Source organism: Spiroplasma sp. hyd1, assembly GCF_016082235.1.
Lineage (GTDB): Bacteria > Bacillota_I > Bacilli_A > Mycoplasmatales > Mycoplasmataceae > Spiroplasma > Spiroplasma poulsonii.
This window is the reverse complement of record NZ_JXYY01000045.1, coordinates 1-9820: the sequence shown is the minus strand read 5'-3', so window position 1 is coordinate 9820 and position 9820 is coordinate 1. Positions and strand designations below refer to the sequence as shown.

Annotated in this window: 9 protein-coding genes; 1 reads left to right on the top strand and 8 read right to left on the bottom strand. The window is 30.6% G+C overall.

All coding sequences use genetic code 4. The annotated features are described in order from the left end of the window. The 8 genes from TS70_RS04995 to TS70_RS04955 form a co-directional block, all read right to left on the bottom strand. The coding region (locus TS70_RS04995) for a PTS transporter subunit EIIC (protein ID WP_198049587.1) at positions 1–1124 on the bottom strand (1124 nt) is incomplete at its 3' end. Positions 1125–1283: 159 nt separating this feature from the next. Further along, a complete protein-coding gene (locus TS70_RS04990) occupies positions 1284–1463 on the bottom strand; it encodes a hypothetical protein (protein ID WP_197708991.1) in 180 nt (59 codons plus the stop codon). A gap of 389 nt (positions 1464–1852) precedes the next feature. Further along, entirely contained in the window at positions 1853–2002 is a 150-nt protein-coding gene (locus TS70_RS08650) for a hypothetical protein (protein WP_004027793.1), read from the bottom strand. Between the two features lie 437 nt (positions 2003–2439). Continuing rightward, positions 2440–4359, bottom strand: coding sequence for a threonine--tRNA ligase (thrS, locus tag TS70_RS04975; protein WP_198049586.1), 1920 nt, complete (start codon positions 4357–4359; stop codon positions 2440–2442). Positions 4360–4612: 253 nt separating this feature from the next. Then, positions 4613–6049: a pyruvate kinase gene (gene pyk, locus TS70_RS04970; RefSeq protein WP_198049585.1), complete on the bottom strand. Its 1437-nt coding sequence runs from the start codon at positions 6047–6049 to the stop codon at positions 4613–4615. Between the two features lie 54 nt (positions 6050–6103). Beyond that, a complete protein-coding gene (pfkA, locus tag TS70_RS04965; RefSeq protein ID WP_198049584.1) occupies positions 6104–7087 on the bottom strand; it encodes a 6-phosphofructokinase in 984 nt (327 codons plus the stop codon). A 300-nt stretch (positions 7088–7387) separates the two neighbouring features. Then, positions 7388–7900, bottom strand: a complete 513-nt coding sequence (locus TS70_RS04960) for a lipoprotein (RefSeq protein WP_198049583.1) — start codon at positions 7898–7900, stop codon at positions 7388–7390. Between the two features lie 483 nt (positions 7901–8383). Then, the gene (locus tag TS70_RS04955; RefSeq protein WP_198049582.1) at positions 8384–9184 is read right to left on the bottom strand and encodes a spiralin lipoprotein; all 801 of its coding nucleotides are present in this window, start codon (positions 9182–9184) and stop codon (positions 8384–8386) included. Positions 9185–9637: 453 nt separating this feature from the next. Here TS70_RS04955 and TS70_RS04950 point away from each other — a divergent pair. After that, on the top strand, positions 9638–9820 hold a 183-nt coding region (locus tag TS70_RS04950), incomplete at its 3' end, for a hypothetical protein (RefSeq protein ID WP_198049581.1).

Sequence of the window (9820 nt, the reverse complement as noted above, 5' to 3'; positions counted from 1 at the left end):
AGGGCAAAAATTCCATTCATAATGTTTGTCCCATGTAAACCAAAGAACCAAAAGAATGATACAAATAAAATATATAATAAGGCAAATCCTAGTCCCACATTGGGATTAGACGCAGCGTTCATAAAAGGATATGTAAAAAATTTATAAATTAAAGTAACTAATGTTAATGCTTTAAAATTTAAATTAAAAGCACTATATTCTGAATTTGTTGCAATGTCCTTCAATGGTCCAAATTGTCCTCACATTGAATCAGCAGTCATTGTTAAATATTCAATCTTTTTCACTAATGCAATTTGAGCATCAGTTAACGATTCTAAAGTTCCATTTAATAGTTGAAACATTTCCCCTTCCGTATTTCGAAAAATTCCTGCAAAATCAGCTTGTTTAGTAAATTGTGCATTAAATTGATCAATCACCGTATATTCAATTGGTGCTCAAATTAATAACTGTGATACGATCCCAAATAAAAAAGTTGTAATAATCATTGGTAATAATTTTGCAAAAGCATGACCAACGGCGGGGGGAACATTTTTTGACATCCTAATTGCTAACCGATTATTGCGTTGTAGAAAAATAAATAATTCCGCACTTAAAAAGGCAATAATAATGCCAGAAAACAACCTTTCTGCTCCCATAAATTTATGGGCAAATTCTCAACCACCAATCCCTGCTTCCGCGACAATAAAAGTAGCAAAAGAAACAATTCCAGCCATAATTGCTGGGTCTTGACCACGACGTTTTCCTAATAAATAACCAATTAGAAAAACAATATATAACGTCATCACCATTAAGGAAGCATTTCAAATTACCCCATTAACAGATTTTAACGCTTCAAGGGCCTTCACAGCATTAGGCAAAAAAACAATGTTATCACCATCAAAACCATTATGCATTTTACTTCAATACGCAATTCAATAAGATAATGAAATAACACTTGAACCTAAGATAATTTGATTAATAAACACAGCTAACGCCCCCGCAATTAATAACGAGGTAATTAAAGCAAAACTATCTCGAATAATTGATAAGTGGGTTTGATTTCCAATTTTTCCAACCGTTGGAATAAATTTGTTATTTAATCATGCTGTAAATTTATTTGGTTTTGTCCTCACTGATTCTCCCATAATTAAATCATCTCCTTTCTCAAATTATAAATTTAATTTTTGTAACGCAAAAGATAAGACTTTGTCACCATCACCCATCCCATAATCCATTTGATCAATTACAAAAACCGGAATTTAATCTTTAATTGTTTTGTTAAAACGATCTAATTCATAACGAACTTATGGTCCTAATAATAAAATGCTAGCTTCTTGCCAACGATGAATTGCCTCAATGGTTGAAATTGCTAAAACAGTTATCTCACAATCTAGCTTTTTCGCTGCTTCCTCCATTCGTTGGACCAAAATTGATGTACTCATCCCGGCGGAACAAGCCAACATAATAATTGGTTTTGCATCCATTATTTTGGTTTCCTTTCTCTAAATTTTATTATTTTAAATGATTGTATAGTGTAAAAATAAACAATAAAATTATTTAATAAAATNACATATAAAAACTAGTGTGCCACAGCTAAGATATATGATCAATTATAATAAATATTAAAATCCTTTAATCATAATTCTAAAGAAATTCAAAATCTTAATAATAACAAAAATTCCAAATGGAATTAAAATAATTCAAGCATCACCTAAAAAGGTCATTAATTGTGGTAATACAGCATAAATTGCTTCTTTAACTTTCATCATTGCTTGNCCTAAACCACTTCAAATAGAACCCATTCCATCTGAAATAGTAGGTTTATCACCAACTGCTAAAAAATTAATTGCTGTTGTTAAATACATACCTAACATTATTTCTTATCCTCCTTATTTTCAATTTCTTTTTTATCTTTTTTCTTTCCTCGAATTTGGCGAATTTTTTGATAAATTGATAAACCAATTCANGCAAAAATACCTAATATAATAACAACACTAAAAATTGTCGTTAATCAAACTGGCATAATATATCTCCTTTCAATAAATTAAAAAATTGAAATTTGCAAACTCGCTCCGCTCGTTGTCGCTTTGCTCCACTTAAAAAACATTATTGAATAAATTATCCGCTAATAAATTACGCGGAATAATTTATTCTTTNACTTTTTAATTTCAATATCNTTTGCAATCTTATTGACAGTATTAATAACATTATCTTTACCATACCTTTTCACTAACGACCGCAAAATCAAATATTGCTTTGTTTGCATAATTCCAAGCTCCTATAATTAACTTAAAAAAGTTAACTAAATTAATAGTTAACTTTTTATCGGTTGGCATTTGCAATTTACAGATTATAAAGAGTAAATAGTTGCTAATTCCAAGCTTTTCTACTTTTAGTTTATCACAGTTTTTGTTATAACAAAAAAACGGAAAGTTCAATCCGTTCCAAAAAATTTTTTTCTTACTTTTTATTAATAAGTTGGTCATTAATCAAAACAATAAATTTATCAAAACTAACAGTTGTTTGTTCTTCTTGACCATAAATCCGATATGTAATTAATTTTTGATCACGTTCTTGATCACCAATAACAATTTGATATGGGATTTTTGCTACTTGTGCTTCACGAATTTTATAACTTAACCGTTCATCGCGATCATCAATACTTGTTCGTAATTTTAGTTTTTTAAATTGTTGGTGTAGTTCTTCAGCGTATGCTAAATGATGTTGATTATTAACAGGCATTAAAACAATTTGTTTTGGTGCTAGTCAAAATGGCAAGACCCCTTTTGATTGTTCTAATAAAATTGCAATGAAACGTTCATAAGTACCAATTAAACCACGATGTAACATTACTGGCATTGCTTTTTCCCCATTTGAGTCAATATAACTTAACTTAAATTTTTGGGGTAGTAAAAAATCAAATTGCAATGTTGAAACAGTAATTTTATGGTTTAAAGCTGTTTTAATTTGAACATCTAATTTTGGACCATAAAAAGCCGCTTCACCAACCATTCGAACATATGGGATTTTTAAATCATCTAAAGCTTCTTGTAACATTTGCTCAGCATGATTTCACATTTGATCATCATCATAATATTTTTCCTTATTAGCTGGGTCTCGTAATGATAACGAATAATAATCAACACTAATATTTAAAGTTGTTAAAACTTCACTAATTAACTTAAAACAACGTTTAAATTCTTCTTTTAACTGGTCATGACGAAGAAAAATATGTGAATCAGTTAATTGCATCATTCGCACCCGTTCTAGTCCTGTTAAACTCCCCGATGTTTCATAACGGTGTAAAATGGCATGTTCGGCAATTCGAAGGGGCAAATCACGATAACTACGTTGTTTATAATTATAAACAGCAATATGATGGGGACAAGCCATTGGTCGTAAAACACTAATTTCATTATCTTGTGCCATTGGCGCAAACATATTTTCCTGATAATGATCTCAGTGCCCAGAAATTTTATACATTTCACTTGTCCCAATAACAGGAGTATCAACTTCAATAAAATCATATTCTCATTCTTTTTCCCGAATATATTCTTGTAACACTTTTTTTAAAGCCATACCATTTGGTAATCAAATTGGTAACCCTGGTCCAACTAACTGATCAAAAGTAAAAATTTCAAGGTCTTTGCCAATTTTACGATGATCACGCTCTTTTCGTTCTTGATAAGTAAGCATTAATTGCTCAAATAGTTCACGAGAAAAATGAGCACCACCAGTAATTCGTTGCAACATTTTATTTTTAGCATCATCTTTTCAATATGCTCCAGCTAAGGCTCATAATTTAAAAACTTTAATATTTTTAGGCGGAACAACGGGATAATTATTTGGTAAATATAATTGTTCAGCCACAAAGTAAGCACATTGTTCAGCAACCGCTTGGTCACTCATTGTTGCTAAGAAGTATTCATTATTTTGATATCATTTTTTTGCATCTGTTCCTGACCCACAAACAGAATTAATTGTAATATTATTATTAATTAATTTTGTTATTTCTGCTTCAATAGCACTAATATCAGTTTCTTTTAGATGTGGTTCAACATCAATATCAACGAAAAAAGTATCATCTTGGTAAGCAATTTGTGCAATACGAACCGTTGGATATAAATTAGTAATTGCTTTTGCAGTTATTAACCCTGCGGTATAATTAATCATTGATAATGCTAACGGTGATTTATCCGTAATAATTTCTAATTTGCCATCGGTTGTTATCAAATAATCTAAATGACAAACTTTGTTAGCAAAGACTCCTCCTAAGGCTGCTTTCCCCAAACTTGGTGCAATACTAGTTGCAATTGCTTGAATTGTTTGTGGTTCTGCTAATTCACGCACCTGACCATCAGGTAAAGTAATTTTAATCATTTTGTATCTTCCTTTCTAAAAGAAAAACTCTCTCCCAATATTATTCCTTAATAACACTAGGAGCGAGTTTTTCGCGGTACCATCCTAATTAAATTAGGTTTAAACCTAATTTATCTTTCACACTTAATAACGAAAAGTGCTTAAACGTAAACATTATTGTTGCTAGTAATTTAACTATTCTTTTGTTAAGCTTCCATCATCCTTAACTTGCTGGGAAAAGAAGTGTCGTTAAACTATGGTCAACTTGTTTACTTTATTTAATTGTAATTTCTTTAATTTCTTCATTACGAGCAAATAAGATTGTTGAACCAACTTTTGCTCCTCATTTTTTTGCAACTTCGCAAATTGCTTGATCATTAGTTTTAAACTCATCATAATTATCAACTTTGTTCATAAAAATTGAATGTCATGCTCCAAAAGCGGTATATAACGCTGGAATTGGAGTAACTCCTAAAATTATAACATTGGGACGGAATTTTGAAATTGTTTTCAATAGTTCGCCCGTATTTGAAACAACCACTGCATATTCATATTTACCATCTTTAGCTTTATTTGCTAATTTTTTAGAAATTTCAGCTCGTGGTCCAAATGTTGAACGGGTCGCATCTTCTAATTGTTTATCATAGTATAATTTTGAATAAAACTCATGTTCAGCACGTTTATTAATTAAAGCCATTGTGCCAACAGTAATAAAGGGATAGTCACCATTTGCTGATTCTCCTGATAACATCGTTGCATCAGACCCTAATTCTGTTGCAAAGTAAACATCAGTTACTTCCGCTCTTGTTGGCGAAGGGTTTTCTGTCATTGTTTCTAACATTTGTGTTGCTACAATTACAATTTTTCCTGCTTCACGACATTTACGAATAATGATTTTTTCTCAATATGGAACATCATAATAAGGAATCTCTAATCCTAAGTCTCCCCGTGCCACCATAATTCCGTCTGCAGCAGCAATAATTTCATCAATATTATTAATTCCAATTTGTGATTCAATCTTTGCAATAATTTGAATGTGCTCCGCATTACATTCTTTTAATAGTTTTCGAATTTCTTTGATATTTGCTGCTGTATTAACAAATGAAGCAGCAATATAATCAATTCCTTGTTCCACTCCAAATTTAATATCATTAATATCTTTTTCGGCTAAAAACGGTAAGGTAAAATCAACCCCTGGTAAATTAATTCTTTTATTTGTTTTAACAATGTGATGATTAAATGCTTTTGTTTCAATTAAGCCTGGTTTAATTGCAATAACATTTAATTGTAATTTCCCATCATCAACTAACACCACATCCCCAACTTTTAAATCTTGGGACATATCATAAGAAACTGTCATTTCAGTTCCCGTTCCCTCACGGGTTTGATATTCATTTGGTAATGAATAAATCGTGACAGTTGCTCCAGCAAGAATTTCTTGTTTTCCATCTTTCATTATTCCAACACGAATTTCTGGTCCTTTCGTATCTAATAAAACTGAAATTGGTTTTCCAATTTTTGCACTAACTTCTTTTGCTCAAACAATTCGTGCCCCTTGTTCTTCATGATCTCCATGTGAAAAGTTTAACCGAATCGTATTCATTCCCACTTTGAACAATTCTTCAATCGCCCCCGCTGAATGCGTACTTGGTCCGATTGTTGTAATAATCTTTGTTCGTTTCATTTTCTCATTAATATTAAAGTTATCCATTCTTTTGACAATCTCCTTCTAAAAAATATCTTACCACCTTATTTTATCGCAAAATTATGATTTTTGATAAATATTCTGATTTAATTCATCAAATTGTGCTCAGATTTTTTTGCGTGAAGAACGCGGGATACTTAATGCTTCCATAATTGGTCGTGCCACAATTTGATCACCTTGATTTCCAATTGCTAAACCACCACGTCCAGCAATAATTTGTTCAACAGCAAATTGAGCCATTTGAAAAGCACGATAACGTTCCATTGCGGTTGGAATTCCCCCCCGTTGAGTATGTCCTAAGACTGTGGCACGTGTTACATAACCACTTTTCTGTTCCACTAATTTTGCTAATTCATGAACGTCAGGATAAATCATCTCACTAACAACAACAACAACACTACGTTTTTGAGCTTTGTGTAGTGCCACAACACGATTAGCAATTTCATCAGCTGTTAAAGCTGCTTCATTAATTGAGATTAAATCAGCACCCCCAGCAATTCCAGCATATAAGGCAATATCACCACAAGCATGACCCATTACTTCAACAATTGCACAACGATTATGTGATTGCATTGTGTCACGTAAACGATCAATTGCTTCAACAACAATATTAATTGCTGTATCAAACCCAATCGTGTAATCTGACGAAGTAATGTCATTATCAATCGTACCTGGTAAAGCAACACAATTAATACCCATTTCTGTTAAACGTTGTGCACCTTGATAACTACCATCCCCACCAATAACAACTAATGCTTCAATTCCTTGTTGTTTTAAATTAGCAACAGCTTTTTCCCGTACTGCTGGTTCTTTAAACTCTGGTAACCGTGCGCTCCCAATAACAGTACCACCTAATCGCATAATACTATCCGCAAAATTATTATCGACAAGTTCAATTCAATTATTGACCAAGCCTAAATAACCATCCCGAATAATATAAGTTTCTAAGCCTTTTGCGTGTGCTGTTTTAATTACTCCCGCAATTGCAGCATTCATCCCTTGCGAATCGCCTCCAGATGTTAGAATTCCAATTTTTTTTAACATATTGATACTCCTTTTCTTTTTTTCATCTTGTTATATTAATTTTAGTGGATATTCTCGGATTGTAAAGATTTTTTAACCAAAAGCATAAAAAAACACTAATTAATTAGTGTTTTTTTATATTTGGTTTAATTAAAAGTTGTTTATTAACTAAGCTGTTTTACCTTTAACATTAACATTAAAAGTAAATGATCCCAAAATTTTATTTCCTTCAGCAGTCACTATAAATATACAGCATTAATAACATCTAATTCAGATTGTTTAACATCAGTAATTGTTGCGACAATAAGTTCAGGTGAACCTTTAGCTTACCCCTGAAATATCAACTGTTGCTGTTCCTTCTTCTTTAACTGTAATTTCACTTGAAAATTCAGTCCCTGAAACATATCCTTGGATTTTTTTAGCTATTGTCAAGGCCTCAACCGACATCTCCTTGTTTGTATCTTTTTTGTAACAATCTTTAATTTGATCATCAGTTGCTTTTTTAATTGTTAAAGTAATTTTGTTATCTTTTGCTAACGGAAAACTAACTCCTTCTGCTAACTTGTAAGTAACAACAAAAGCATTTCTAAATAATGGCACATTATCATCAATTTCTTTATTTTTCTTGTTATCTTTTACTGTATTAGCAACAATCCTAATTACATCATAATTTAATTTACCTTCAACAATTCCTAACAAGACTTCCGCAAAATCTGATGCTTTTAACCCTCCTAAAGTATCTTTCATTTTAGGTCCTTTGTTACATGCGACTACTGTCGTTGCTCCGGTTGCTATTAATCCAAATGCTCCGACAATTGCTAAAAGTTTTTTCATTTCTTTTTCCTTTCTGGTCCAGTACGTTATACAAAACAAAAGTAATTATTACAATTAAAAATTACAATACATAAGAGGAAAGAAACGTTAATTTACTATTACATATTTTAATAATACTTTAACTGTTTTCTATCCTACTGACTTTATCTTATATTTTTCTTAGTTTCTTTCTCTTATACTAAATTAAGAATATCATATTTTTTTAAAAACCAATAAGTTTGAAAAAAAATCTTTCCTCTATTTTCAATACCTGTTTCACCAATCAATTGGAAGGTTTTAATGCAACATTTGGTTTATAATCTCCTTTACCTTTTGTTAACTTCAGTGCGGCGTTATCCTTTTCTTTTTCTTGTTTTGTTAGATTGGTATTAGTAAATGCTCTAAGAGTGAAAAGCTTTTTTGAGTTAAAAAACATAAAAAAACACTAATTAATTAGTGTTTTTTTATGTTTTTTTGGTTTAATTCAAAGATGTTTAAAACTTATTATGTATTAATCGCTTTAACTTGTACCGTAAATTTAAATGATCCTGAGATTTTATTCCCTTTAGTAGTTACTGTAAATTCAACAGCTTTTGCGTTTGTGTAATCACCTTCTGCTTCATTATTTGTGATTGTATAATCTGTTCCTAAGACAACAGTTTGGTCAACTCCTGCTACTGCTTTAATTACTGTAGCAACAGGACCTGTAATCGCTGCATCAGTGTTAAGTTTACTTAAGTTTGCTGCTTTAACATCAGTTTTATCTTTTACAGTAATTGTTTGTTCTGCAACTGTTGGTTTTGTTGCTCCTGAAACATCAACTGCTGCTGCTCCTTGATCTTTAATTGTAATTTCACTTGAAAACTTAGTTCCTGAAACATATCCTTGGATTTTTTTAACTAATGTTAAATCTGCATCAGAAATGCCTTTACTTTCTCCAGCTTTGTAAAATGTTTTAATTTTATCATCAGATGCTTTTTCAATTGTTAAAGTAAATTTTTTATCTTTTTCTAATGGAAAAATAACATCTTTTGTTGTTACTACAAAAGTGTATCCAAATAATTTAAGATTATTAGTAATTTCTTTATTTTTAGCTTCATCTGTTACTTTACCAGCAACAATTCCAATTACTTTAGTATTTAATGCAGTGCCATCTGCAACTCCTAATAAAGCTTTTTCAAAATCTGATGCTTTTAATCCTCCTAAAGTATCTTTACTGTTATCTCCTTTGTTACATGCGACTACTGTCGTTGCTCCGGTTGCTGTTAATCCTAATGCTCCTAAAATAGCTAGAAGTTTCTTCATTTTTTTTATTTCCTTTCTGTTTAAGTAGGACATATGAAAGCAAAAGTAATTATTACAATTAAAAAATTGTAATACATAAGAGGAAAGGAACGTTAATTTACTATTAAATCATTTTAATAATACTTTAACTGCTTTCTAACCCACTGTCTTTATTTATATCTTTCTTAATTTCTTTCCCTTATACCGATAAGAATACCATAATTCTTTTAAAAAAGCAATAAATATTTAAAAAAACTTAGAATAAAGTTTTAGGTACCAACCATTCCCAAAAAAACCATAGTTTTTTGAAAAATTCCTTATATTATTTAGTTAAATGTCTACAAAATTAAGTTTCTTTAATTTTCTGATTTAATTTAACCTTAAAATAACTTTTTTTGCAACCTAAAAAAGCAATTATTTTAAAAATAATTTATTTAAAAACTAATAAGTTATATTGGAAATGGAGGATAAAACATGTATTTAGTTATAAAAGATTCAGATAGTATAAAAGATCATTATAAAATAACGGATTTAATTTCAAAAAACACCGATCATGAAGAAAAGGAAAACTTTTGATATAAATTTGGTTTAGAACAATATTGAACAGAATATTGTTGATCAAGTGGAACAATAGACTTCTTGCATTACTTGTTAAAA